This is a genomic window from Corynebacterium kalidii, from assembly GCF_022869005.1.
Classification (GTDB): domain Bacteria; phylum Actinomycetota; class Actinomycetes; order Mycobacteriales; family Mycobacteriaceae; genus Corynebacterium; species Corynebacterium kalidii.
Window position 1 is genome coordinate 682,517 of the sequence record NZ_JALIEA010000017.1, and the last position, 22,793, is coordinate 705,309.

Annotated in this window: 22 protein-coding genes and 1 tRNA gene; 6 read left to right on the forward strand and 17 right to left on the reverse strand. The window is 69.2% G+C overall.

Going from position 1 to position 22,793, the window contains the following annotated elements:
• Positions 1–65: 65 nt before the first annotated feature.
• The 3 genes from ftsR to secA2 all read right to left on the reverse strand — a co-directional run bounded on the left by ftsR (position 66) and on the right by secA2 (position 3,876).
• Positions 66–806 carry a transcriptional regulator FtsR gene (gene ftsR, locus MUN33_RS13865; RefSeq protein ID WP_244805483.1) on the reverse strand — a complete coding sequence of 247 codons (741 nt, stop codon included), beginning with the start codon at positions 804–806 and terminating at the stop codon, positions 66–68.
• 71 nt (positions 807–877) lie between these two features.
• Entirely contained in the window at positions 878–1,312 is a 435-nt protein-coding gene (odhI, locus tag MUN33_RS13870) for an oxoglutarate dehydrogenase inhibitor Odhl (RefSeq protein ID WP_075816070.1), read from the reverse strand.
• 167 nt (positions 1,313–1,479) lie between these two features.
• The gene (secA2, locus tag MUN33_RS13875) at positions 1,480–3,876 is read right to left on the reverse strand and encodes an accessory Sec system translocase SecA2 (protein ID WP_244805484.1); all 2,397 of its coding nucleotides are present in this window, start codon (positions 3,874–3,876) and stop codon (positions 1,480–1,482) included.
• A 114-nt stretch (positions 3,877–3,990) separates the two neighbouring features.
• Between secA2 and MUN33_RS13880 the strand changes: the two genes are divergently transcribed.
• From MUN33_RS13880 to MUN33_RS13905, 6 genes are all read left to right on the forward strand, one after another.
• Positions 3,991–4,830, forward strand: a complete 840-nt coding sequence (locus MUN33_RS13880) for an alpha/beta hydrolase family protein (RefSeq protein WP_244805485.1) — start codon at positions 3,991–3,993, stop codon at positions 4,828–4,830.
• Positions 4,831–4,858: 28 nt separating this feature from the next.
• A complete protein-coding gene (rraA, locus tag MUN33_RS13885; RefSeq protein ID WP_244805486.1) occupies positions 4,859–5,362 on the forward strand; it encodes a ribonuclease E activity regulator RraA in 504 nt (167 codons plus the stop codon).
• Between the two features lie 94 nt (positions 5,363–5,456).
• Positions 5,457–5,530, forward strand: a tRNA-Pro gene (locus MUN33_RS13890).
• 380 nt (positions 5,531–5,910) lie between these two features.
• The gene (locus tag MUN33_RS13895; RefSeq protein WP_244805487.1) at positions 5,911–6,177 is read left to right on the forward strand and encodes a hypothetical protein; all 267 of its coding nucleotides are present in this window, start codon (positions 5,911–5,913) and stop codon (positions 6,175–6,177) included.
• A gap of 62 nt (positions 6,178–6,239) precedes the next feature.
• The gene (locus MUN33_RS13900; protein ID WP_244805488.1) at positions 6,240–6,425 is read left to right on the forward strand and encodes a PspC domain-containing protein; all 186 of its coding nucleotides are present in this window, start codon (positions 6,240–6,242) and stop codon (positions 6,423–6,425) included.
• Positions 6,426–6,510: 85 nt separating this feature from the next.
• On the forward strand, positions 6,511–7,215 hold the full coding sequence (locus tag MUN33_RS13905) for a superoxide dismutase family protein (protein ID WP_244805489.1): 705 nt from the start codon (positions 6,511–6,513) through the stop codon (positions 7,213–7,215).
• On the opposite strand, the gene MUN33_RS13910 is transcribed toward MUN33_RS13905, so the two are convergent.
• The 14 genes from MUN33_RS13910 to MUN33_RS13975 form a co-directional block, all read right to left on the reverse strand.
• Positions 7,185–7,853: a DUF4395 domain-containing protein gene (locus tag MUN33_RS13910; RefSeq protein WP_244805490.1), complete on the reverse strand. Its 669-nt coding sequence runs from the start codon at positions 7,851–7,853 to the stop codon at positions 7,185–7,187. The genes MUN33_RS13905 and MUN33_RS13910 overlap by 31 nt on opposite strands.
• Before the next feature lie 81 nt (positions 7,854–7,934).
• Positions 7,935–10,325, reverse strand: a complete 2,391-nt coding sequence (gene der, locus MUN33_RS13915; RefSeq protein ID WP_244805491.1) for a bifunctional cytidylate kinase/GTPase Der — start codon at positions 10,323–10,325, stop codon at positions 7,935–7,937.
• On the reverse strand, positions 10,325–11,176 hold the full coding sequence (locus tag MUN33_RS13920) for a pseudouridine synthase (RefSeq protein ID WP_255806881.1): 852 nt from the start codon (positions 11,174–11,176) through the stop codon (positions 10,325–10,327). Before MUN33_RS13920 ends, der begins: the two co-directional genes overlap by 1 nt.
• Positions 11,177–11,313: 137 nt before the next feature.
• Positions 11,314–11,898 carry an SMC-Scp complex subunit ScpB gene (gene scpB / locus MUN33_RS13925; RefSeq protein ID WP_244805554.1) on the reverse strand — a complete coding sequence of 195 codons (585 nt, stop codon included), beginning with the start codon at positions 11,896–11,898 and terminating at the stop codon, positions 11,314–11,316.
• Positions 11,899–11,968: 70 nt separating this feature from the next.
• Positions 11,969–12,799 carry a segregation and condensation protein A gene (locus tag MUN33_RS13930; RefSeq protein ID WP_244805555.1) on the reverse strand — a complete coding sequence of 277 codons (831 nt, stop codon included), beginning with the start codon at positions 12,797–12,799 and terminating at the stop codon, positions 11,969–11,971.
• 32 nt (positions 12,800–12,831) lie between these two features.
• Positions 12,832–13,698 (reverse strand): ParA family protein, encoded by an 867-nt coding sequence (locus MUN33_RS13935; RefSeq protein ID WP_244805556.1) that lies wholly within the window; start codon positions 13,696–13,698, stop codon positions 12,832–12,834.
• A gap of 102 nt (positions 13,699–13,800) precedes the next feature.
• Positions 13,801–14,757 carry a site-specific tyrosine recombinase XerD gene (locus tag MUN33_RS13940; RefSeq protein WP_244805493.1) on the reverse strand — a complete coding sequence of 319 codons (957 nt, stop codon included), beginning with the start codon at positions 14,755–14,757 and terminating at the stop codon, positions 13,801–13,803.
• Complete coding sequence (locus MUN33_RS13945) at positions 14,747–15,400, reverse strand: NUDIX domain-containing protein (protein WP_244805494.1); 654 nt, start codon at positions 15,398–15,400, stop codon at positions 14,747–14,749. Before MUN33_RS13945 ends, MUN33_RS13940 begins: the two co-directional genes overlap by 11 nt.
• Before the next feature lie 14 nt (positions 15,401–15,414).
• Positions 15,415–17,076, reverse strand: a complete 1,662-nt coding sequence (gene pyrG / locus MUN33_RS13950) for a CTP synthase (RefSeq protein ID WP_244805495.1) — start codon at positions 17,074–17,076, stop codon at positions 15,415–15,417.
• 62 nt (positions 17,077–17,138) lie between these two features.
• Complete coding sequence (locus tag MUN33_RS13955; protein WP_244805496.1) at positions 17,139–18,053, reverse strand: copper transporter; 915 nt, start codon at positions 18,051–18,053, stop codon at positions 17,139–17,141.
• Positions 18,053–19,231 carry a putative cytokinetic ring protein SteA gene (gene steA, locus MUN33_RS13960; protein WP_244805497.1) on the reverse strand — a complete coding sequence of 393 codons (1,179 nt, stop codon included), beginning with the start codon at positions 19,229–19,231 and terminating at the stop codon, positions 18,053–18,055. The genes MUN33_RS13955 and steA overlap by 1 nt, the downstream gene beginning before the upstream one ends.
• Positions 19,232–19,306: 75 nt before the next feature.
• Positions 19,307–21,028 carry a DNA repair protein RecN gene (gene recN / locus MUN33_RS13965; RefSeq protein WP_244805498.1) on the reverse strand — a complete coding sequence of 574 codons (1,722 nt, stop codon included), beginning with the start codon at positions 21,026–21,028 and terminating at the stop codon, positions 19,307–19,309.
• Between the two features lie 5 nt (positions 21,029–21,033).
• On the reverse strand, positions 21,034–21,957 hold the full coding sequence (locus tag MUN33_RS13970; protein WP_244805499.1) for an NAD kinase: 924 nt from the start codon (positions 21,955–21,957) through the stop codon (positions 21,034–21,036).
• Positions 21,954–22,793, reverse strand: coding sequence for a TlyA family RNA methyltransferase (locus tag MUN33_RS13975; RefSeq protein WP_244805500.1), 840 nt, complete (start codon positions 22,791–22,793; stop codon positions 21,954–21,956). Before MUN33_RS13975 ends, MUN33_RS13970 begins: the two co-directional genes overlap by 4 nt.

Genomic DNA, 22,793 nt, shown 5'->3' on the forward strand with positions numbered 1-22,793 from the left:
TCGTCCCGGCAGAAGAAAGCCCCGACCAGTGCCGGGCGGTCGGGGCAGCGTACTGCTCGGTGACGTCAGCGGGGAAGCTTCCCCTTGATCAGCGCGGCGTGCAGCGAGACGACGAGCGCACTGACCTCTCTGCTGAGCTCGGCGGAACGCTCGCGGGCGTTCTCGTCGCGGCCGTGGGCCACCGGGCCGGCGACCTGGTTGACCAGGTCCGCCTGCCGCTGAGCCTGCGTGGCGAGAGTCTTGAGGTGACGGTTGTCGATCCCGTACTCCCCCATCTTCGCGGCGATCCGGACCACGTCGACGTCGTCGACGGAGAAGAACCCCGCGGCATCCGGGGTGAGCAGCGAGATCTTCACCAACGACGCGATGAACGACTCCTCGACACCGGCGCGCGAGGCCACGTCGGCACGGGTCAGACGACGGACGGTGGCCTGCCGGAACTGGTCGGGGGTCACGGTCCCCGCGACCGACCGGCGCGCGTCCACCGGGGTGACCTTGCCCGAGTCCATGGCCTCGAGCTGTTCCTTGATCACCTTCAGCGGCAGGAAACTGTCGCGCTGGTTGGCCAGGATGTAGCGCAGCCGGGAGATGTCCTCCGGGGAGAAGCGCCGGTAGCCGGACTTGCTCCGCTGCGGGGTGACCAGGCCCTCGGCCTCGAGGAACCGGATCTTCGACACCGTGACATCGGGGAAGTCACCCTGGAGCTGCTTGAGGACGTCCCCGATGGACGACGTGGGCAGGACCCGCCCGGTGGCCGGGCGGGGCTCAGGCTGTGACTGCCCTGCGGCTGCGGCACTCGCTGACACAGTACTCCTCACATCGGAAACGAATCCGGTGGCATGGTCTTGACAGAGGCGATACTACACGAGCCCCGGTGTCAGGCGTCCTTGGTTCCGTTGAGGAAGACGAGACGGAACTTGCCGATCTGAATCTCGTCGCCGTTGCTCAGCACGGCGGAGTTCTTCGGCTCCCGGTTCACGTAGGTGCCGTTCAGGCTTCCCACGTCAACCACCTCGTACTCCTCGCCGTTGCGACGGAACTCGGCGTGGCGACGCGACACGGTCACGTCGTCGAGGAAGATGTCGCTGTCGGGGTGACGGCCGGCCGCAGTCGTGTCCTGGTCGAGCAGGAACCGTGAACCGGCGTTCGGCCCACGCTTGACCACGAGGAGCGCAGAACCCGACGGTAGACCCTCCACACCTGCAGGGGCGGACTCGGACTGCGCACCGGTCTCCATCTCCTTGAGGAGGTCAGCACGGAAGACCGAGGTCGTCTCGACCGATGCTTCCGGGATCCCGGTGTTGTCGCTCATGTTTCAGTTCCTCCTGGAATCTGTTGCAGTGTGACCATGGGCTCCCTACCGCAGGTCGCGGCAGGAGCCGTTGAGGAAAGCGGACGTGTGGTCCGCATGCCGTCTCCACCATACTACCCGGACGCCCCGACGCTCGGTGGAAAGCCTCGGCGATTCGGCGCCCGGATTCAGCGGAACATCGCCGCGATCGACCCGACGACGCTTCCGCCCGAACTCGACAGAGGATTGTCGTTGACCATGTAAGTCCAGGTCGCACTGGGTTTATGCAGTCCTTGAGCACCCAGGTCGGCACCCTCGGCGGTGATCTCGATCTCACTGAAGGTCGCCCGCGCCCGGTCCACGGCCCGTTCGGCGAGTTCACCGAAAGCGGCGATGGACATCCGGTGGAACTCGTCGATCGGGCTCTCCCGGGCGATGGCCCGCAGGTGGATGGACTCCCGGATGTCGTCGAGGTAGGCCAGGTGCTCGCTCCACTCGTGATCCAGGTGGAACAGCATGATCTCCCGCGCCGCCTGGTCGAGCACGTCCTGCGGGATGCCCTCGGACTGCAGACGCCCGGCCTTCTCCACGTCGTGGTAGCTCAGGTCCTGCCAGGCGGTGTCGGTGTCGAGCACCTTGCCCCGACGGTCGTCGACGATCTCCCGCTGGTCGTTGATCAGCTTGTTGTACTTCCACGTCGTGGCGTGGATGTCCAGCATCTGCCCTTCGGCGACCCGCTGGCAGTGGTCGATGAACTGCAGGACCTTGCGCTGCTCCAGGCGACCACCCTCCCCCTGGTCGGCGCGCAGTTCCTCACCGGCGCCACCGGTGGCGACGACGTCGTCCTCCAACGAGACGAAGAACACCGACGAGCCGGGGTCGCCCTGACGCCCGGCGCGACCGCGGAGCTGGTTGTCGAGCCGCTGGGAGCGGAACCGTCCGATTCCGACGACGTGCAGCCCACCGAGTCCGACGACATGGTCGTGGTCCTCCTCGTCACGCCCTCCGAGACGGATGTCGGTACCGCGCCCCGCCATCTGGGTGGAGACGGTGACGTGGCCGGCCCGTCCCGCCTCGGCGATGATCGCGGCCTCCGCCTCGTGGTTCTTCGCGTTGAGCACGCTGCATTCCACACCGCGCCCGGCCAACGCCTCGGCGACCCGTTCCGACTCCGCGATGTCCTGCGTGCCGACCAGGATGGGCTGGCCGGTGCGGTGGACCTCCACGATGTGGTCGACGGCGGCGGCGTCGCGCTGTTCCTCGGTGGTGTACACCCGGTCCGCCTCGTCGAAGCGTTGTGCCGGCATGTTCGGGTCGATCACACTGACCGAGAGATCGTAGAACTGGCGCAGCTGGTCGCTGGCGGCCACCGCGGTACCGGTCATCCCGCACTTCCTGGGGTACAGGCCCAGGAGGGCCTGCACGGTGATCTGGTCGAGGATCCGGCCTCCGTCGGTGACCTGGAGGCCTTCCTTGGCCTCGACGGCGGCCTGCAGGCCATCCGGCCACCGCTGCAGTTCCGCGACCCGTCCCCGGGAACCGTCGATGAGGGCGACTTTGCCGTCGCGCACGATGTAGTGCACGTCGCGGGTCAGCAGGTGCTGTGCATGCAGCGCGACGTTCACCTGTGACAGCAGGGTGCCGGGGCCATCGGCGGTCTCAGCGGACTTAGCGGACTCAGCGGACTCAGCGGCCTCTGCGCCGTCCGGCGCATCCGGGTCCGGCGCCGTGGACGAGGCTCCGGCACCGTAGAGGGACTCGATCCCCAGCCCGTTCTCCACGAACCGTGCCCCGGAATCCGTGAGGAACACGTTGCGGCGGTCGCCGGAGACGGTGAAATGCCGGTTCTCCTCCATCCGACGCACCAGGTCGGTGATCCTGCCCGCCGGGGCGGGGCCCGGCTCGGACCCGGCGAGCACCAGCGGGACGAGCGCCTCGTCGACCATCACCGAGTCCGCCTCGTCGATGATCGCCACGTCCGCCGGCGTGCGCACGGCATCGGCCCGACGGGTGATCAGCTGGTCACGCAGGACGTCGAAGCCCATCTCGTTGACCGCCCCGAAGATGACGTCCCGTGAGTAGATGTCACGGCGCTCGTCGGCACCGTGCTCCTCGGAGATGGCACCGTGGCTCAGACCGAAGAAGTCGAGCAGCGGCCCCATCCACTGGTCGTCGCGGCCGGCGAGGAAGGAGTTCACCGTGATCAGGTGCACCCTGCGCCCCTGGAGCCCGTACCCCACCGCGGTCATCGCACCGGTCAGGGTCTTGCCCTCACCGGTGGCCATCTCGACGACGTCCCCGACCAGCATGCGCAGCGTACCCTGCAGCTGCACGTCGAAGGGACGCATACCGACCGTGCGCTCCGCCGCCTCACGTACGGCAGCCAGCAGCAGCGGTGCGTCGTCGACCGACGGGTCGTCGCCGGTGGTCACACAGGAACGGGCGATGTCGACCACCTCCGCGTCCGAGGCCTGGGCCAGCCGGTCGACCGCCTTCGCCGCCTCGGACACGATCGTCTTCGACTTCTTCTGGTTCGCCGTCGCCGACGAACCCATGGCCTTCCAGAACCAACCGAACCCGGCCATCCTCGCCTCCGCACACTTCATGAATAGGGGTCGTGCTCCGCACGCTTCCGTTGCAAGGATAGTCGTCGTGACACCGGACGGGCACGGCGAGGCGCCACGACTACACTGACCCGGGTGACTTCCCGAAGTGTGACCTCCGTCGATGTCGAGTTCCATGGCGGTGGGGTGGACGGCGCGCCGGGGCCGGTGCTCGCCGGAACCGTCGACCTTCCCGGGGACGCCCGCGAGCTCTCCCCCGCCGAGTTCCGCGCGGCCGGCGTCCCGGTCGCCCTGTTCGCCCACTGTTTCACCTGCCACAGGAAGGTGCCGGCGGCGTTCCGTGTCTCGAAAGCGCTCGCCCGCGCCGGTATCGCCTGTCTGCGGTTCGACTTCCCCGGTCTCGGGGAATCACAGGGGGACTTCGCCGCGACGACCTTCTCGTCCAACGTCGCCGACCTCCGCGCCGCGGCCGCGTGGCTGGGGGAACGGCTCGCCGCACCGTCCCTGCTGGTCGGACATTCCCTCGGCGGTGCCGCCGTGCTCCGCGCCGCCCGTGATCTACCGACCGTGCAGGCGGTGGCGACGGTCGGCGCGCCGTTCCGTCCCGCCTCGGCCGCACGATCGCTGCAGGACTCCTGTGCGGACATCGGTCCGGGTGAGGTCCGTACCGTCCATCTGGCGGAGCGGGACATCGCCGTGTCCCACTCCTTCCTCAGCGATCTGGCCGAGGTCTCCGACCCTGCCGGCGTCGCCGCCGACATCGCCGGGATACGACGCCCGCTGCTGGTCCTGCACTCCCCGACCGACCAGACCGTTCCCGTCTCCGACGCCACCCGGATCTTCGGGGCCGCATCCTGGCCGAAGGACCTGATGAGCCTTCCGGACGCCGACCACCTGCTCACGTGGCGGGGGTCCGCGCAACGAGCGGGCCAGATGATCGCGACATGGGCCGATCCGTACATCCGTCACGGGTGACCGCCAGGCCGCGCTAGGCTGACTCACTATGAGCAACGACATCACCTTCATCCCCACCGCCGATCTCGTCGACGTCATCGGCGCCGACGTCCGCAGCTGCGACACGCAGTTCCGCGACCTGGGCGGGCACACCGACTTCTGCGGCCCGATCACCACCGTGCGCTGTTTCCAGGACAACGGGCTGGTCAAGAAGATCCTCCAGGAGGACAACCCCGGCGGAGTGCTCGTGGTGGACGGCGACGCCTCGGTCCACACCGCACTGATGGGTGACATGATCGCCGAATTCGGCGTCGACCACGGTTGGGCCGGGGTGATCATCAACGGGGCGATCCGGGACTCCGCCGCTGTCGGCGCCATGGAGTTCGGCTGCAAGGCGCTGGGCACCAACCCGCGGAAGTCCGCCAAGGACGGCGCCGGCGAGCGGGACGTCACCGTGAGCTTCGGCGGGGTCGACTTCGTCCCGGGCCACATCGCCTACGCCGACGCCGACGGGATCGTCGTCACGGACGCGCCCGTGTCCGCCCCCGAATAGTCCCCGGAAGACCCCTCCATACCGTCGCCGAGCAGGCGATTGGCGCACTGGAATACCGGTGTTGTAATCTATGCGAGGTCCAGCGATGGACCGGCGGACTGTGGCGCAGTTTGGCAGCGCACTACACTGGGGGTGTAGGGGTCGCAGGTTCAAATCCTGTCAGTCCGACAAATTTCCCACCCCTTCGGGGGTGGGATTTTTTGTTTCTTGACCAGGGGGAATGTGCTTTGACGTGCAAGGATTCTTGCCTGACGCATACGGGGGACTGAGTCAAGGGCTGGTCGGGAACGGGCAGGAATATGCGCCGGATGTGGCCAAAACAAGGCCAAAATGTCGTCAACTTCCAGCCGACGTCCGTCCGCTGTCGCTGCCGAGTCGAGCCCGGCGCGCCGCGGGAACTCGCACAGCTGTGGGAGTGGGAGGTGGCACGGCCCCCTCGATGTACGTCCCCGTGAGGTCGTGAACACGCGCTCCCGTCGTTTTCACTGTCGGTGGATGGTTCCCCGTCACATCATGACAGGGAACCACAGGGAGGTTGTCGTATGTTGATGAATCCCACCGAGGGCACGATCTACTTCGCCGAGTACGACCTGATGAAGTCGGTGTCCGCCGCCTTGGGCGTGGCCTACTCCAACCGCCGTCGGGCAGCCAGCACCGAGGCGGAGAAGCAGTGGTGGGAGTCGCGCCGCATCGCGGTCCGTGACTACGTGGCCGCCGCGGTCGACACGGACAGCGAGGACCTGGTCACCCGAGCCCGCATAATGCGGGCCGAGTTCGATCGTCTCGGCGGCCTCGGCTCCCCCGGTCGTGACTGAACGTCTCACCACCGACGGGAAACAGGGCACGCAGGGGACGTGCCGGAGGTATCCTGGGCCATATGGCCCGACTTCAACGCTCACCCGACCACAGAGTCCTCGCCGGGGTCTGCGGTGGTATCGCCGACTGGCTCGGCTGGTCGCCGAACACCGTCCGGCTCCTGTTCGTCCTGTCCTTCATCTTCCCCGGCCCGCAGGCCGTCTTCTACCTGGTGGCGTGGATCATCATGCCCAGTCCCCCGAGGTAGCCACCGACACCGGCAGGACCCGGGACACGCCCTTTCGGTACGCTCGGCAGGACAACACCGTTCCCTACCTGGCAGAGAGGACGACGTGTCCACCACCACATCACACTCCCCCGCAACCGACTCCACCAGGACATCCCGTCGGAACGGCGCCGTGAATCGTCGCCGCGGCGTGATCGCCCTCGGTGCGGCCGGTCTCCTCGCGCTGTCCGCCTGCACCACCGACGGTGACGGCGACGGCAACCCACCGACCGACGACACCGCGGACGCGTCCGCCCCGATCGCCACCGCGTCGGTGAAGAACGCCGCCGGCGACGACGTCGGGACAGCGGAACTCTCGGCGCCCGACGGCGAGGACGCCGGCACCACCGAACTGAAGGTCTCCTTCTCGGGTCTGGAGCCGGGCATGTACGGCATGCACCTGCACACCGTCGGGGCCTGTGAACCCGACAGCACCGCCCCCGGCGACGACTCCGCCGACCCGGAGACCGGTGATTTCCTCTCCGCCGGCGGTCACCTGGGGTCCGAGGGGCATGAGCACCCGGATCACGGTGGTGACCTGCCGGCCCTCCTGGTCAACGACAACGGCGAGGGACACATGACCGTCGCCACCGACCGGATCGAGGAGTCCGTCCTGCTCGACGACGACGGTTCGGCCATCATCGTCCACGACGGGCCGGACAACTACGGGAACATCCCCGAGAGGTACGCCCCCGACGGGCCTGACGACGACACCCTGTCGACGGGTGACGCCGGCGGACGTCAGGCCTGCGGCGTCTTCGAGGCGGCCTGACCTGCTCCCCCGGTCTTTTCCGGGCGGAGCGCGCAGTCCGCGCGGACACCGTCGTCCACCAGACCCCAGCGCTGGAGCCGGCTGAACAGGCTGCAGCCGAGGCAGTACCCCAGGAAACCTTCCAGGGCCGCGGCACCGAGCAGCGCCAGCAGCACGGTATCCGCCGCCACGCTGAACCCCGCGGACCGCACCGCGAGCGCCGTTCCGGAGACCACCACGCCGATGAACTGGGCGAAGCGCTTGGGCGCACCGGCGACGGGGACTGGCGCTCCGTAGAGACGTTCGGCGAGGACGCGGACGGACAGCTGGCCGAACGGGTCGAACCGGGGCCCGGCGAGTGTCCTCAGGACGAATCCGAGGAAGAGCACGCCGTTCGCCACCGCAGCCGCGGTGTCCCACCCGCACCGTGACAGCACTAGGACGACCACCGTCAGGCCGACGACGAGGACCGCCGTGCTCCGTGCCGCCCGGTCGTTGACCACCGGCGGAAACCACCACAGTGTCGACACCCCTCGTGGCGGCCCGGCGGCGGCGCGGGTGTCGGGAAGCACCGGTTGAGCCCGCCGATACCCCTCCAGGACGTGCTGCAGCGGGTCCTGCCGAGGGGGTTCCGGTGGTGTGGGGTGTCCAGCGGTCATGGGCGCAGCCTACGGCCTGCCGGGGTCACGGGACCAGGAATCCATTCACCGTGACTCACCCCCACCCGGGCGTCACACCGGCTACTTCTTGCGGCTGCGCTTCTCCCGCACCCGCACGGCGATGCGGACCGGCGAGCCCTCGAAGCCGAAGGACTCACGCAGGCGGCGCTCCAGGAAGCGGCGGTAGCCGTGCTCCAGGAATCCGGTGGTGAACAGCACGATCACCGGGGGCTCCGAGGACGCCTGCGTCGCGAAGAGCACACGCGGCAGCCGCCCACCACGCATCGGCGGCGGTGTCTGTGCGATCACGGCCCGCAGCCACGTGTTCAGCTGCCCGGTCGGGATACGCAGGTCCCAGCTGTCCAGCGCCTCGATCATCGCCGGCTCGAGCTTCTGCACCGCCCGGCCGGTCTTGGCGGAGATGTTCACCCGCCGTGCCCACGGGACGTGCGCCAGCTGCTGGTCGATCTCCCGCTCCAGCTCGTCGCGACGCTCTTCGTCGACCATGTCCCACTTGTTGTAGGCGATGACCAGCGCCCGACCCGAGTCCAGGATCATGCGGAGCACCCGCTGGTCCTGTTCGGCGATCGGTTCCGAGGCGTCGACGAGGAAGATCGCGACCTCGGAGGAGTCGATCGCGGCGCGGGTACGCAGCGAAGCGTAGAACTCGTGGCCCCGGGCGGTCTTGGTCTTCTTGCGGATACCGGCGGTGTCGACGAACCGCCAGGTGCGCTCGTTGAGCTCGACCACTGAGTCCACCGGGTCGACCGTGGTCCCGGCGACGTTGTCGACCACGGACCGCTCCTCGCCGGTGATCTTGTTCAGCAGCGAGGACTTCCCGACGTTCGGGCGTCCGACCAGGGCGACCCGTCGTGGCCCGGAGACCACGGAGGCCTGACGCGGCGTCGCGGGGAACTGCGACAGGACCTCGTCGAGGACGTCGGCGGCCCCGCGGCCGTGCTGGGCGGACACCGGGAACGGGTTCCCCAGCCCCAGCGACCAGAACTCCGCCATGTCCCCGTACTGGGAGTCGGAGTCGAACTTGTTCGACACCAGCACCACAGGCACCTCGGAACGCTGCAGCTTACGCGCGATGACCTCGTCGGTGGAGGTGATGCCCACCTTGGTGTCGACGACGAAGACGATCACGTCGGCCGTGGCCATCGCGGTCTCCGCCTGGCGGGCGATCGCGCCGTGGATGCCCTTGGCGTCCGGGTCCCAGCCGCCGGTGTCCTGCACCCAGAAGCGGCGGCCGTTCCAGTCACCGAGGTAGGAGATCCGGTCACGGGTGACGCCCGGGAAGTCCTCGACGACGGCTTCACGCCGCCCGATGAACCTGTTGACCAGTGTCGACTTGCCCACGTTCGGACGCCCGACGACCGCCACGGTGCACAGGGCCTCCTGCTCGGCACGGTCGTCCCCGAGGACCCCGAACGCCTCTTCCACGGCATCCCAGTCGGTGTCCTCTGCATCGGCGCTCAGCAGGTCGAAGTCGGCGAACTCGGTGTCGTCGACGATGTCGCCGAAGTCGCTGTCGTCGAACTCCTCGAAGAAGTCCTCCTCCGAGGCGGGGGCGTCGTCGATCACCGAGTCGTCGGTGTCAGCCTCGTCCTCGGAGTCAGTCCCTGCCGAGTCCTCGGTGTCGTCGTTCTCGGTGAGCACCTCACCCTCGGTCGTCCGGAACACCAGGGTCTCCCCCGCCGGGGCCGCGTCGCCACCGTCCAGCTGCACCGGACGGGCCGCCGACTCCGCCGCCAGGCGGGTGATCTCGGCGAGGACCTCCTCGACGTCGAGGTCGCCGGTATCCAGGACCGTGGCGTCGTCGGCCGGACGCAACGGGGAGACCGCCCGCGACGAGTCCGCGGCGTCGCGACGTTCGACGTCGGCGAGGACCTTGTCGAAGTCGACGTCCCGTCCCGCAGCCACGTCCTGCACGTACCGCCGCCGGGCGCGGACCTCGGCGCTGGCGGTCATGAAGACCTTGCACGGGACCTCGGGGAACACCGCGGTGCCGATGTCACGGCCTTCGACGATGCAGCGGCCGGCACGCAGGGCCAGCGACCGCTGCAACGCCACCAGGTTCTCCCGGACCTGCGGGATCGCCGACACCGCGGACACGTGGGCGGTGACTTCCTCGCCCCGGATCTCCGCGGAGACGTCCTCACCGTCGAGGAGGACCTCGGTCGACGCCGGATCCTCGTTGACGAGCAACGGCAGGTCGGCCGTGGCGGCGACCACCGCGTCGGTGTTGTCCGGGTCGATGCCGGCACGCAGGACGTGCAGGGTGGCGACCCGGTACATCGCCCCGGTGTCGAGGTACTTCGCATCCGCCCGACGGGCGAGGAGGCGGCTGACCGTGGACTTGCCGGTACCTGAGGGCCCGTCCACGGCGACGATGAAACCACCGCCGGCGATGTTGTCGACCCTGCTCAGGTCGGTCACGTCAGTCACGTCGTTCCTTTCATTGGTCATTACAGCTGCACCGCGTTGTAGAGGCTGGTCAGTTCGGAACGGTTCAGGGCGCGCAGGGTGCCGGGCTTCTGTTCACCGAGCTGCACGGTGTGGACCTTCGTGCGCACCAGCGCCTGGACGGGGAAACCCGCCTCCTTGAGCATGCGGCGCACGATGTGCTTACGGCCCTCGTGGATCTCCAGCTTGATCAGGGACTTGCCCTGCCAGACGTCGATGATCTGCACGTAGTCGGCGCGGGCGATACCGTCCTCGAGGTCGACACCGTTCTTCAGCTGGTTGACCAACCGGCGGTCGGCCTCCCCCAGCACGGTCGCCAGGTAGGTCTTCGACACCTCGTAGCGCGGGTGCATCAGCCGGTTGGCGAGCTCGCCGTCATTGGTCACCAGCAGCAGTCCCTCGGTGGCGGCGTCGAGCCGTCCGACGTGGAAGAGCCGCTGCCCGGCCGCGACGCGCTCACCGACCAGGTCGCCGATGCACGGACGGCCCATGTCGTCGCTCATCGTGGACTGGAAACCCCGGGGCTTGTTCAGCGCGTAGGTCACCAGGTTCTCGTCGACGATGACCCGATCACCGTCGACGCGGATCACGTCCTGGTCCGGGTTGACCCGGATGCCCTGCTGGGTCACGGTCTCACCGTTGACGTCGACACGTCCTGCCTCGATGAGCTTCTCGCTCATCCGGCGCGACGCCACACCGGCGGCGGCGAGGACCTTCTGCAGCCGGACGGACTTGCCGCCCTGGCCGCCGTCCTTCCTGCCACCCGAGGACGACGTGCCGGCGGACGCGGCCTGCGGAGGTTTACGGTCGGGGACGTGTTGCCGGCGGGCAGGGCGTGCATTGGACACGTACAGGTCTGCAGGGGTCTTACCTGGATCCTGTTCCGGTGTGCCGTCGCGGCGAGCGGGAGTGTTCACGAAGGTCCTCATCAATCAGTCGAGGGTGTTCAGTTATGTCAGTCGACCAGTCTAACCCTTCCGGCCGACAACGGTTAGTCGGTCCGGCCTGCCGTGTCGATACTGTCGACACTGTCGATGCTGTCGATGCTGTCGACGTCCGGCAGCAGCGGTGCCAGGTTCGGCAGCTCCTCCAATGAACCGATCCCGAGCTGTTCGAGGAACAGGTCGGTGGTGGCGTACAGGTGTGCCCCGCCGACCTCCCCGGTGACCCCCACCTCGGCGATCAGTCCGCGCAGGGTGAGGGTACGCATCACCCCGTCACAGTTCACGCCACGCACCCCCGCCACCTGGGAGCGGGTGACCGGTTGCCGGTACGCCACCACCGCCAGGGTCTCCAGGGCCGCGCGGGACAACCGCTGCTGGGCACCGTCGAGAATCTTGGCCTCCACCGTGGAGGAGTTCTCCCGGCGGGTGTACAGGCGCCAGAGACCGTCGCGTTCGCGCAGGTCGAAGCCCATACCCCGGTCGGAGAACTCCGTGGCGATCGCCACCAGCTCGGCGGCGACCTCGTCCACCGGGGCATCGAGCACCCGTGCGAAGTCCGCCGGGGAGGTCGGTTCATCGGCCACCAGGAGCAGGGACTCCAGGCGGCTGCGCAGGACACTGACCGGTTCCATCGGCATCATCGTGTTCATCCTCGCTCGTCGTGTGTGTTCGTGGTCGGTACCCGTCGCCTGCCGCCGGTCGTCAGTCCCAGTTGCTGGCGGCGACCACGGCGGGGTCGACGTCCAGACCGGTCCACGCGACGGTCATCTCCTCCAGCGGAACCGGCTGGTCGATGCCGACCGCCCGTGCCTTGTACAGTTCCAGCAACGCCAGGAACCGTCCGACAACCTTCATCGACACATCGCAGTCGGAGATCAGCGTGCTGAAACTCACCCAGGTGTCGGCACCGGCGACCCGTAGGGTCGACAGGATGTGACCCGCCTGTTCGGGCACGGACACCTGCTGGGCATGCAGGTGCGATGTCGAGACCTCCGAGGGTGTGGGACGGAAGACCGCCGCGGCACGCTCGGCGAACTCCTGTGGGGTCATCCCCAGTTCCACCGGCGGCATCAGCTCGGTGAACTGCTCCTCCGGTGACAGCTGGACAGGGTAGCTGCGGTCGGCGTCGCGCTGCCATTCGGCGAACAGGCCCGCCACGGACTTGTAGGCACGGTACTGCAGCAGGCGTGCGAACAGCAGGTCCCGGGACTCCAGCAACGCCAGGTCCTCCTCGTTCTCGACCTCCCCGCGGGGGACGAGACGGGCGGCCTTGAGGTCCAGCAGTGTCGCGGCGACGACGAGGAACTCCGTGACCTCGTCGAGGTCGTCGACGCTGCCGGTCAGGGTGCGGGTGTAGGAGATGAACTCGTCGGTGACCGTCGCCAGGGCGACCTCGGTGACGTCCATCTTGTGCGAGTGGATCAGCTGCAGGAGCAGGTCGAAGGGGCCGTCGAAGTTCGCCAGGGCGACGCGGAACCCGGTGAGCTCAGGTTGCTCAGCCTGCCCCGGACCGCCAGCCTGCCCGGCCGCCACCTGCTCCGTCCCGTCCACGACTGTGGACACCGTCAGGTCCTTTCGATGACCTCGGCCGCAAGGTCAAGGTACTGCCGGGCGCCGTCAGAGGCCGGGGCCCACGAGGTGATCGGCTCGCCGGCCACCGAGGTCTCCGGGAACCGCACCGTCCGGGTGATCACGGTGTCGAAGACCTTGTCGCCGAAGACCTCGACGACACGCTCCATCACCTCACGGGAGTGGTTGGTCCGCCGGTCGAACATGGTCACCAGGATACCGGCGACCTCGAGGCGGAAGTTCAGCCGGTCACGCACCTTCTCCACGGTGTCGGTGAGCAGGGCCAGTCCGCGCAGCGCGAAGTACTCGCACTCCATCGGGATGATCACGCTGTCCGCGCAGCTCAGTGCGTTGACGGTGAGCAGTCCCAGTGACGGCTGGCAGTCGACGATCACGTAGTCGTAGTCGTTCATCACCGGATGCAGCGCACGTGCCAGCGCCTGTTCCCGACCGACCTCGTTGACCAGCTGGATCTCCGCCGCGGAGAGGTCGATGTTCGCCGGGACCACGTCGAGCCCCTCGACCGGGCTGCGGTGCAGGGCCTCGTGGATCGTCGCGGTGTTGTCCACCAGCAGGTTGTAGATCGTCACGTCGAGCTGTTCATGGTCGATGCCCAGCCCGGCGGAGAGCGCCCCCTGCGGGTCCAGGTCCACCAAGAGGACGCGCCGGCCGTAGGAGGCCAGGGCGGCGCCCATGTTGATCGTCGACGTCGTCTTCCCGACGCCGCCCTTCTGGTTGCACATCGCGATCACCGTCGCCGGACCGTGCCGGTCGAGCGGTGCGGGGCGGGGAATCTCACGCAGCGGGCGTCCAGTGAGGCCCTGCTGGGGCTTGTCGAACAGGCCTTCCGACGAACGAGCCATCTCCGTCAAGCTCCCTTCCTTGATTCTTCGGCGTCCTTCCCCGGTGTTTCCGGGCGATCTGCATGACGCCACCGCGATGATCGAATCACACGACTCAGATTATCACGCGCGCGGATGCGACTCCGCCCAGGTTTCCCGAAGCAGATCGGAGGTGACCTTGGTGTAGATCTGCGTGGTGGACACACTCGAGTGCCCGAGGAGCTCCTGCACCACCCGGACATCCGCCCCACCGGTGAGGAGGTGGGTGGCGAAACTGTGCCGCAGGCTGTGCGGGGAGATCTCCCCGATCCCGGCCCGTTCGGCCGCGGCCGAGACGATCTTGTACCCGGCCTGCCGGGACAACCTGCCGCCCCGGGACGTCAGCAGCAGGGCGGCCGCGTCCGCACCGTGGCGACTGCGCTGCGCCAGCGCCGGGCGCGCCCGCGTCAGGTAGGCGTCGAGTGCGTCCAGCGCGGGCGCCCCGACCGGGAGGATCCGTTCCTTGCCGCCCTTCCCCCGGACCCGCAGAAGACCGTTGTTCCTGTCGATGTCGTCGCGGTCAAGGTCGGTGACTTCACTGATCCGCGCGCCGGTGGAGTACAGCAACTCCACCAGCGCCCGGTCCCGCAGGTCCAGCGGCCCGGCACCCTCCCCGTCCGGGCAGGCGCCGATGAGCCGCAGGACCTGGTCGGTGGTCAGGGCCTTCGGCAGGTCACGCCGCCCAGGGGCCATGGGGACCTCCGCGACGACGTCGGGGAGCCCGGACTCCTTGGCGGTGAACTTGTGCAGTCCCCGCACCGCGCTGAGGATCCTGGCGACCGAGCTCTGCGCCAACGGCCGACCTCCGGTCACCGGGCAGCCACGACGCAGGTCGACGACGAACCGTTCGATGTCCGGGGTCGTCACCGTGGTCATGTCCCGGCCCTCCGCGGCGAGCCAGCAGAGGTAGCGCTCGACGTCGCGGTGGTAGTTGCTCAGCGTGTTCGCGCTGCGTCCCCGTTCGGTCCGCAGATGACGCATCCACGCCCGGGCCCGGCGACGGTCGGCGTCCGACGGCTCCACGGGTCCGTCACCGGACATGCTTCATGTCCGTCCCCGCCGGCCGGCCCACCGCCCGACGCTCGGCGAGGCCGGAGCGGTAGGCGAACGGCTCCGAGACGTCCCTACGGGTGCCGGCCTGCAGGTGCAGCAGGCCGGCGACGGCCGCCGCGTTCTCGATGCGGCCGTCCTGCACCCACGCCACCGCCTCGTCGACCGGGAGCCAACGGGCGGTCATGTCCGCCTCCTCCCCGGAGGCCTCCTGCCCGGCGCCCGGGTCCCCGGCCGTCGCCGGCCGGACGTCCTCGGCGAGGTAGATGCGGCACATCTCCTCGCTGACCCCCGGCGACGGACAGATGTCGCCGAGCAGGTGCCACCGTCCTGCCGCCAACGAGGCCTCCTCGGCCAGTTCACGACGGGCCGCGTCGAGAGGCTCCTCGCCGGTCACGTCCAGCAGGCCGGCGGGCAGTTCCCAGAGGTAGCGGTCGACCGGACGCCGGTACTGCCGCACCAGCATCACCTCACGCCGGCCCTCGACCTCCCGCACGGCGACGACGGCCACGGCGCTGAAGTGTTCGACGACCTCCCGCACCGCCGCACCGGTCGACGTCGTGATCCGGTCGCGTCGGACGGCCATGACCGGCGCGTCGACCAGGCGTTCACTGGACAGTGTGCGGTAGTCCACCGGGGCCCCGTCCCCTACTTCGCCTTGCGCTGTACCGCCGCACGGACCAGTCCGCTGAACAGCGGGTGAGGACGCGTCGGACGCGACTTGTACTCGGGGTGCGCCTGTGTCGCCACCAGGTAGGGGTGGACCGACGTCGGGTACTCGACGAACTCGACGAGGGTGCCGTCCGGAGAGGTACCCGAGAAGACCAGGTCGGAGTTCGCCTCGATGTCCCCGCGGTAGGCGTTGTTGACCTCGTAGCGGTGACGGTGGCGCTCGGACACCTCGGTCTCACCGTAGGCCTCGGCGACGACGCTGCCCTCGGCCAGCACCGCCGGGTAGGCGCCCAGCCGCATCGTGCCGCCCAGGTCCGCTTCACCGGAGACCGCGGCCTGCTGCTCGGCCATCGTGGAGATCACCGGCGACGGGGTGTTCTCGTCGAACTCGGTCGACGAGGCGTCGGCGATGCCGGCGTTGCGCGCGGCCTCGATGACGGTGCACTGCAGACCCAGGCAGATGCCCAGCATCGGGATCAGGTTCTCGCGGCAGTGCGTCACCGCGCCGATCTTTCCCTCGATGCCGCGGATCCCGAAGCCACCGGGCACGACGACGGCGTCGACACCGGCGAGCGCCTTGGCCGCGCCCTCGGGGGTGGAGCAGTCGTCGGCGGCGATCCACCGCACGTGTGCCTTGACCCCTTCACCGAAGGCCCCGGCACGGATCGCCTCGGCCACCGACAGGTAGGCGTCAGGCAGGTCGATGTACTTGCCGACCAGACCCACGGTGACCTCACCGGACGGCGAGTGGACCCGGTCGAGCAGCCCGCCCCAGACCGTCCAGTCCACGTCGCGGAACGGGAGGTTCAGCTTCCGGATCAGGAACGAGTCGAGGTGCTCGCGGTAGAGCACCCGCGGGATGTCGTAGATCGAGGCGGCGTCGGCGCAGGAGACCACGCCCTCCTCCTCGACGTCGGTCATCATCGCGATCTTGGACTTCAGCCCTTCGGGGACCTCACGGTCGCAGCGCAGCACGATGGAGTCCGGGATGATGCCGATGCTGCGCAGTTCCGCCACCGAGTGCTGGGTGGGCTTGGTCTTCAGCTCGCCGGACGGGGCCAGGTACGGCACCAGCGAGACATGGATGAAGAAGATGTTCTCCCGGCCGACCTCGTGACGCACCTGGCGTGCCGCCTCGAGGAACGGCTGGGACTCGATGTCGCCGACCGTGCCGCCGATCTCGGAGATGACCACGTCGGGACGGACACCGTCGGCGTCCGGCAGTGCCTGCGCCAGGATGCGGGACTTGATCTCGTCAGTGATGTGCGGGATGACCTGGACGGTCTTGCCCAGGAACTCGCCGCGACGCTCCTTGGCGATCACCGTGGAGTAGACCTTGCCGGTGGTGACGTTGGCGTTCTGGGTGAGGTCCCGGTCCAGGAATCGCTCGTAGTGGCCCAGGTCCAAGTCGGTTTCCGCGCCGTCGTCGGTGACGAACACCTCACCGTGCTCGAACGGGTTCATGGTCCCCGGGTCGACGTTGAGGTACGGATCCAGCTTCTGCATGGTGACCGTCAACCCCCGGGCGACGAGCAGCTGGCCCAGACTTGCGGCGGTCAGGCCCTTGCCCAGCGACGAGACGACGCCGCCGGTGACGAAAATAAACTTGGTGTGCTGCTCGCTGCGACCCTGAGACACATCGACTCCCGTGGTTGGAACTGTTAAAACCTACGGGGCTCCAGCCTAACAGATGTCGGCCGCTACTCCACTGTCGGTGCCGCCGCGTTGGGTGCCGAACCGTAGGCACCGGCGTCCCCGTCCAGCTGACCGGCCACCGCACGGACCACGGTGATGCGGCCGGCGACGGTGGTCACGTTGTCCACGGTGCTGACGTCCTCGGTCGCCGCGGCGTCCGCGCGGACCAGCCCGACGGCACCCTCGCGTGCCGCCGACCCGCGCTCGCCGGCCAACACCACACCGCCGGTGGTGTCGTCCAGCCCGGCCACCAGGTCGGCGACGAACCGGGTCGAGTAGTTCCCGTCCCCGTCCCCTCCGGACGCGCCACCCGTCACGACGACGACGGCGTCGGCCGGGGCGAGGTCGTCCTGCCCGCCGGCGAAGTACCCGGCGTTGCCCAGTGCGCCGAGCACCACACCCCGGTCGGAGGCGCTGGCCTCGTCCCGTCCACTGCGGAGCGACTGGCCGAGCAGCTCACCGACGTGGAAACCGGGCTCAAGACGCTCCTCGGACAGGGACGCACCGCTGGGCAGGCTGCCCGCCGCCAGCGACTTGAGCTCGTCGCCGGACTCCGGCGACGTGAAGGACGGGGCGAACCGCAGGGTGCCGGCCGTCTCTCCCCCGGCGTCGCCGATCAGCCGGCCCACGGCCTCCACGGCACCGTCGTCGGCGTCGGCCGTGGCCATGACCAGGACGGACCGGCCCTCCAAGGTGTCGCCGACGGCATCGGCGGCGAGGTCGTCGAGGACGGCGTCCGACGCCTCCCCTTCGGCGGTGGCCAGGTCGGCCCGGTCGGTTTCAGCGCTGAGGCGTGCCTGCGCCTCGGAGTCCACCGCCGCCGGACCGCCTTCCACGTTCGGCGCCAGGATGTAGAACCCCAGTGCCGTACCGACGGCGACACCGAGAGCCAGGACCCCTGTCGTCTTCCCGGTGCTCATCAGAACAGGTCCTGGAATCGCAGGGCGATGTTGTTCCAGGTGTCGACGAGGTTGTCCGCGAACGTCCCCGACCCGCTGAACCCGGCGATCAGGACGATCACCACGACAGCCAGCAGCACGCCGACGAGGGCCCACCACCAGCCACCGCCGCTGCGTGAAACCCGGTAGAGCTCCGCGACGGCGGTGGAGTCGACCAGGCGGCCGCCGACGCGCAGGCGCGACAGCATCGCCGAGGGGGTGTCCGGGGACTGCGCGGTGTCGAAGATACGGTCCAGGTCGAGGATCGGACCGAGGGTCACCACCATGGACGCCCCGTGGTAGTCGGCCAGCAACAGCGCCAGGTCCGTGGAGTCGGACGTCGCCGCGGGGAAGGTCATCGCGCCCACGCCCAGGTCCTGGATCCGCTCCAGGCCCGCCGCGTGCCCGTCCGGCTCCGCCGGCAGGACGATCGTCGCCCCGGAGTTCAGCGCGTCATTGCTGATCATCTCGGGGTCGCCGACGATCACGCGGGGACGGTAACCGTGCTTGAGCACCGTGTCCGCCGCACCGTCGACGGCGACGATCACCGGTTCGTACTCGCGGATGAAGTACCGCAGCGACTTGATCTTGTCGTCGATGGCGGGGTCGGGGCTGACCACCAGGACCTTGCGGTCGTCCATGTCGACCCCGACCTCGGGGACCCCGAGACCGTCGATGAACAGCGGCGCCTCGGTCCGGACGAATTCGGCGGTGTTGCCGGTGAACGCCTCCATGTGGTCGGCCAGTGTCTCCCGTGCCTCGTCGAAGCGGGTGACCACGGTGTCCTCGTCGAGGACCACGCCCTTCCCGATCGAGCGGTCACCGTAGAGGATCTTCCCCTCGTGCAACCGGCCCTTGCGCCCGTTCTTCAACCGCTCGGTCAGTGACGGGTCGGCGTTGTCCACCAGCACGATACCGGCGTCCAGCATCATCTGCGGCCCGAAGTTCGGCACATTGCCCGTGGAGAACGTGGCTGTGTTGACCACGGCCGCGACCTTGGCGTCGATGAACTTCTGGGCGAGCGCACGGCCGGTGTCCGGCTGGTCGATGACGACGATGTCGCCTTCGGACAGGCGACCGGTGCCGTTCGTCCCGGTGCAGTCCCGGGTGTGGCCGTGGATGCCGGGGGTGTCAGTACGGGAGAAGATCATGCGCACCATTGTGACGGTTGGGACCGCCGGTGCGGGGTAGGCGCGCCGATACGCGGCGAGGCTGGCCCGGGAAACCCGGGCAGCCTACGCGTCCGCCCCGAGTTCCGCCTTCGCCTGTCGTGCCGTCTCCAGGAGTTCCTCCGCGTGGGCCCGCCCGGTGTCGGACTCCAGCCCGGCGAGCATCCGGGAGAGCTCCTCGACCCGCTCGGCGTCGTCCAGCGTGCGGACACTCGAACGCACCGAGTCGTCCGACGCCGCCTTGGCGACGTGGACGTGGGCGTCCGCGAACGCCGCGACCTGCGGCAGGTGGGTCACCACGATGACCTGGTTGTCGACGGCCAGACGCGCCAACCGGCGGCCGATCTCCACCGCAGCGCGTCCGCCGACACCGGAATCCACCTCGTCGAAGACCATGGTCCGCCCGCGTCCGGCCAGCACGACCTCGAGGGCGAGCATCACCCGGGAGAGCTCACCGCCGGACGCGGTGGCGGCCAGTGAGTTCGGGGTGCCCCCCTGCACCAGCAGGAACTCGACCTCGTCGACGCCGTCGGCGAGGCATTCCGCGGGTTCGGCGGCCGCGGCACCCCGTCCCCCGGCGCTACGCACGTCGACACGCAGCGAGGAGGTCATCTGCAGTCCCTCGATCTCCGCGCTGACCGCCGCGGCGAACCGGTCGGCGGCCGCGGCGCGCGCCGAGGACAGCTCCCGGGCGGCCGTCAGCATCGCCCCGGCCGCGTCCTCGACCCGTCCCCGCAGTTCCTCGAGCGCGTCGCCCGAGACGTCGATCGAGCCCAACCTCTCGCGGGCGCGGTCCCTCCACGCCAGCACGCCGTCGATGTCGGAGGCGTACTTACGGAGTTCGCGCAGATCCTGCTGGCGGGCCAGCAGCCCTTCCAGGCTCTCCGGCGACGGGACGTCCGACAACGCCGCACCGATCTCCCCGGAGATGTCCGCCAAGTCCGTCACCACGGCGTTAATGCGCGCCGCGAGCTCACCGAAGCGGGGTTCGGCCGACGCCCGGCCGGACAGCGCGGACGCCGCGACCGCCAGCGCCTCCACGGCAGCGGTCTCCTCGACGGCCGCGTCGGGGTCACCTCCGTCGATCGCGGCCAGGGCGGTCAGCGCCGCATCGCGGACCTCGTCGGCGTCCTGCAGCCTGCTGATGGTGACCTTCAGCTCCTCGTCCTCACCCGGTTGCGGGTCCAGGGCATCGATCTCCTCCAGCGACCGGCGGAGTGTCTCCGCCTCGAGGGCCAGGTCACGGCGCTTCTCGGTGCGTTCGTGGAGGTCGCGGGCGAGCGTGGCCCACTCGCGGCGCAGACGACGGTACCGCCGCCGGTCCTCGTCCAGGCCGGCGAACCTGTCGAGGTTCCGGAGCTGCCGGGTCGGGTCGAGCAGCTGGAGCTGGTCGGACTGCCCGTGGATCGTCAGCTGCCGGGACGAGAAGTCCCCCAGCACCCCGGCGGCGACCGTCCGTCCGGCGAGGTGCGCGCGGGAACGGCCGGAGGCACTGACCGACCGGGAGACGATGACCTCACCGTCCTCCACGTAGCCGCCGACCTCCTCGACCAGGGCCGCTGCCGGCGAGTCCCCGTCGGTGTGGAAGATCCCGTCGACGGTGGCACGGTCGGTGCCGGACCGCACCCGCTGGCTGTCGGCACGCGCCCCCGACAGCAGTTTCAGGCCGGTGACGACCATGGTCTTGCCGGCGCCGGTTTCACCGGTGACCACCGTGAAGCCCTCGGTGAACTCGGCGACGGCCTCCTCGATGACACCCAGGTTCCGGATCTGGAGTTCCCTCAGCATCCCCGTCACCTTCGCGGTCCACGCCACCCGGTCACCGGCAGGCGGAACTTCTGGACCAGCCGGTCCGTGAACGGCTCGGTGTCCAGCCGCACCCACCGCACGTCCTGCGGTCCACGCCGGATCTCGACACGGGCGCCCGGAGGCATGTGGATCTGCCGGAAACCGTCCATCACCGCGGTCGCCGGGGAGGTCTGCGGGTTGGTCTCCACCGCGACCGTCGAGTCGGGGCTGACCACCAGCGGGCGGGCGAACAGCGTATGCGCGTTGGAGGGGACCACCAGGATCGACTCCAACTCGGGCCACAGGATCGGGCCACCGGCGGAGAAGGCGTACGCGGTCGAGCCCGTCGGGGTCGAGACCAGCACACCGTCACAGCCGAAGGAGCTCACGGGCCGTTGGTCGACCTCCAGGATGGTGTCCAGGACACCCTGCCTGTTCAGGTTCTCCACGGAGCACTCGTTCAGTGCCCACCCGGTGCCCAGGACCCGGCCGTCGATGTCCCGGGCGGTGATGGACAGGGTCATCCGGTTCTCGATCCGGTAGTCGCCGGCGATGACGCGGTCCAGCGCCTCCTCCAGTGACTCCTGCTCCCATTCCGCGAGGAAACCGATGTGGCCCATGTTGACGCCCAGCACCGGCACGTCCTGGGCGTGGGCGATGTCCGCCGCGCGCAGGAAGGTCCCGTCCCCGCCCAGGACGAGGACGAGGTCCACGCCCTTGGCCGCCTCCGTCGTGTGCCCGTAGCGGGGGAACCGGCCGAGGATCTCGTGGCGGGCCACCGGGGCGGGGTCGCCGGTGGACATCACACGCACGGTGAGGCCGCCGTCGGACAACCGCTGTGCCGCGGCCGCGGCCATGTTGAGTTTGTCGGATGCACCGGTGTGTGCGACGAGGAGCACCTCGCGGACCCGGGGGGCTTCTTCAGTCACTGGGGACCCTCCTTCACTGCCTTGTCGACCATGTCGGTCAGCGTCTCCTCGTCGGGGGCACCGGCGCCTCCGTCCTTGACCAACCACAGAAAGTATTCCACGTTTCCGCTGGGACCGGGCAACGGCGAGGCGACGACCGCCCGGGTGGACAACCCGTGCGACCGGGCCGCGCGGGCCACGTCGAGGGTCACCTCCGCACGCAGGGCGGGGTCACGCACCACCCCGCCGTGCCCGAGCCGGTGCTTGCCGACCTCGAACTGCGGCTTCACCATCGGCAACAGGTCACCGCCGTCGACGATGCAGTCCGCGAGCGCCGCGAGCACGAGGTCGACGGAGATGAACGACAGGTCGCCGACCATCGCGTCCGCGGCGCCGCCCAACTGTGCCGGCGTCAGCGTCCGCACGTTGGTCCGGTCCATCACGGTAACCCGGTCGTCGTTCTGCAGGCGCCAGACCAGTTGCCCGTACCCGACGTCGACGGCGAGCACCTCGGCGGCGCCACGGTCGAGACACACGTCGGTGAACCCGCCGGTGGACGCGCCTGCGTCGAGGACGCGGCGCCCCTCCAGCCGTAGCCCGAGGGGTTCGAAGGCCGCCAGGGCGCCCAGGAGCTTGTGCGCTCCCCGGGACGCCCACCGGTCGTCGTCGCTGACCGCGACGCGGATCGACACGTCACCGTCGACCCCCGTCGCCGGTTTGACCGCGACCATCCCATTCACGCTGACCCGTCCGGCGAGGATCATCTCGCGGGCGTGTTCGCGGGAGCGGGCGTCCTTGCGTCGCACCAGTTCGGCGTCGAGCCGCTGGAGCCGACGGTTCCTGTTCGGCTTCGCCAT

Bases quoted from the DNA above. Each gene is read 5' to 3' on its own strand.
- scpB (WP_244805554.1), bottom strand. From the start codon at position 11,898: ATGGAACCGGTCAGTGTCCTGCGCAGCCGCCTGGAGTCCCTGCTCCTG.
- MUN33_RS13935 (WP_244805556.1), bottom strand. From the start codon at position 13,698: ATGGCTCGTTCGTCGGAAGGCCTGTTCGACAAGCCCCAGCAGGGCCTC.
- der (WP_244805491.1), bottom strand. From the start codon at position 10,325: ATGACCAATGAAAGGAACGACGTGACTGACGTGACCGACCTGAGCAGG.
- MUN33_RS13900 (WP_244805488.1), top strand. From the start codon at position 6,240: ATGGCCCGACTTCAACGCTCACCCGACCACAGAGTCCTCGCCGGGGTC.
- MUN33_RS13975 (WP_244805500.1), bottom strand. From the start codon at position 22,793: ATGGCGAAGCCGAACAGGAACCGTCGGCTCCAGCGGCTCGACGCCGAA.
- rraA (WP_244805486.1), top strand. From the start codon at position 4,859: ATGAGCAACGACATCACCTTCATCCCCACCGCCGATCTCGTCGACGTC.
- MUN33_RS13895 (WP_244805487.1), top strand. From the start codon at position 5,911: ATGAATCCCACCGAGGGCACGATCTACTTCGCCGAGTACGACCTGATG.
- MUN33_RS13940 (WP_244805493.1), bottom strand. From the start codon at position 14,757: ATGTCCGGTGACGGACCCGTGGAGCCGTCGGACGCCGACCGTCGCCGG.
- odhI (WP_075816070.1), bottom strand. From the start codon at position 1,312: ATGAGCGACAACACCGGGATCCCGGAAGCATCGGTCGAGACGACCTCG.
- secA2 (WP_244805484.1), bottom strand. From the start codon at position 3,876: ATGGCCGGGTTCGGTTGGTTCTGGAAGGCCATGGGTTCGTCGGCGACG.
- MUN33_RS13955 (WP_244805496.1), bottom strand. From the start codon at position 18,053: ATGAGCACCGGGAAGACGACAGGGGTCCTGGCTCTCGGTGTCGCCGTC.
- MUN33_RS13910 (WP_244805490.1), bottom strand. From the start codon at position 7,853: ATGACCGCTGGACACCCCACACCACCGGAACCCCCTCGGCAGGACCCG.
- steA (WP_244805497.1), bottom strand. From the start codon at position 19,231: ATGGTGCGCATGATCTTCTCCCGTACTGACACCCCCGGCATCCACGGC.
- recN (WP_244805498.1), bottom strand. From the start codon at position 21,028: ATGCTGAGGGAACTCCAGATCCGGAACCTGGGTGTCATCGAGGAGGCC.